2 protein-coding genes are annotated in these 1691 nt (G+C 66.2%); both read left to right on the top strand.

From position 1 onward, the window contains the following. Positions 1-864: hypothetical protein (locus AB0G02_RS38775; RefSeq protein ID WP_360805073.1), on the top strand; the 864-nt coding region annotated here is incomplete at its 5' end. Positions 865-1488: 624 nt separating this feature from the next. Beyond that, the coding region (locus tag AB0G02_RS38770; RefSeq protein ID WP_360805070.1) for a hypothetical protein at positions 1489-1691 on the top strand (203 nt) is incomplete at its 3' end.

Raw genomic sequence — 1691 nt, 5'->3', positions numbered from 1 at the left:
GTCCAGGACCTGATTCGGTCACTGGCCCACAGCCGGTGGGAGGCTCTCCGGTTCCTCGCCTGCCGCGCCTACACCGCAGCGGCCGCACACCTGGCCGACGAAGCCGTCGACTGGCTGGTCTCCGACACCGCCAACCTCCGGTTGGGATGGACCGACAGTCCCCGCTGGGCCACACACCAGCTCATCCAGGCCGCAACCGCCCACTGCAGCGAAGAACGCGTGACCGCGCTGTGCACCAAACTGATGGACTACTACCCCGGCTGGGAGACCACAGCCCCAGGGCGTGGAGCCCGAGGCCGCAGCCAACACGAACTACTCACCGCAATCCCCAGCGAGCGCCTGCCCGAGCTCAGCCGAAAGCACCTGGGAGAGCTACAGCGCAAGTTCCCCGACAGCCACCCCAGCCCGCCCGAGCAGCTCGAACTCCAGGTAGTCGGTTCACCGGTTCCCGAGCAAGCGGCCGGTCACATGACCGATGACCAGTGGCGTCGCGCCATCGCCAAGTACGACCACAGCCCAGGCATCGACGACCCACTGGAGTTCATCGGGGGCGCCGACGAACTGGCCGATCTACTCGGCCGCCAAGCCCGGCAAGAGCCCGAGCGTTTTACCCAGCTCGCACTGAGCTTCACCGCCACCACAGCCGCCGTCTACACCGTCAACGTCATCCAGGCCGTCACGGGACGAATCCCGATCGCGATGCTGTCCCGCCTATGCCTGCACGCCCATCGCACGCGGCCCATGATGCGGGTCTGGCCATCTGCCGCGCCGTGGCTGCCGCAGCCCGAGAAGCCGATGATACGATGGTCGGGCTGCTGGAGCACTACGCGCACGACCCGGACCCCGAGCAGGATCCCACGCTGACACTTGACGAACGTGACGATGAGCTACGCCGCACAGGGATGAACTCCACCCGCGGTGTCGCCGCCGAAGCAATCGCCCGTGTGATCGCCGCCCAACCGGACCACGTACCACGCCTACTGCCCACGATCTCCGCTTTGGTCACCGACCCGACCATGGCAGTGCGCTCCCAAGCCTCGATCGCAACCACAGCGCTCCTGGAACACCACCCAGAGCAAGCTCTCACGCTCGCCGAAGCACTGTTCAACCAATCCGGGATCGAACTGTTCGCCGCAGCACCGGTCAGCGCCCTGCTCAACCACGCCACCCTCAGCGACCCCGAACGCTTCGCGCCGCACCTCGAACGCTCCCTCAACGGACATCAGCACACGCCACGCCGCAGCCAGCCGAGACATCGTCACCACTGTCGTCCGCCTGTACAGGCAAGGAAACCAAGACGTTCGCCGTCGTTGCCTCGACATCATCGACTCACTATGCGAGGCCAACGCGTTCGGAATTGCCGATGCGCTCGATGCCAATCGCACTGCGCCGTAAGGGCAGTACTTGCCGGCGGGGCGGGCTCGGGTATGGACACTGAACTGATGAACAGCTCGATGGGCTCGCCTGCGGATGCGGATGGTGTGAGACGTGGAGCGCGGGACGATCACGGTCGCACTCCACGACGGTCGCGAGATCAGCATGCCCAGTGACCAGCCCTACGACCCCGAGTTCGGTATCCGGCGCATCGCCTATGTGCAGGGCGAGCACACCATAACCCTGGACCTGGTCGAAGGACGTCAAGTCGTGGTGGAGATCGGCGGCCGGGACGCCGCCCTGTCGCGGGGCGGGGC

It is taken from the genome of Actinosynnema sp. NPDC023658, assembly GCF_040639995.1.
In the GTDB taxonomy this organism is placed as follows: domain Bacteria; phylum Actinomycetota; class Actinomycetes; order Mycobacteriales; family Pseudonocardiaceae; genus Actinosynnema.
Note: the sequence above shows the minus strand (reverse complement) of the source record. Positions and strands in the feature narration are given on the sequence as shown.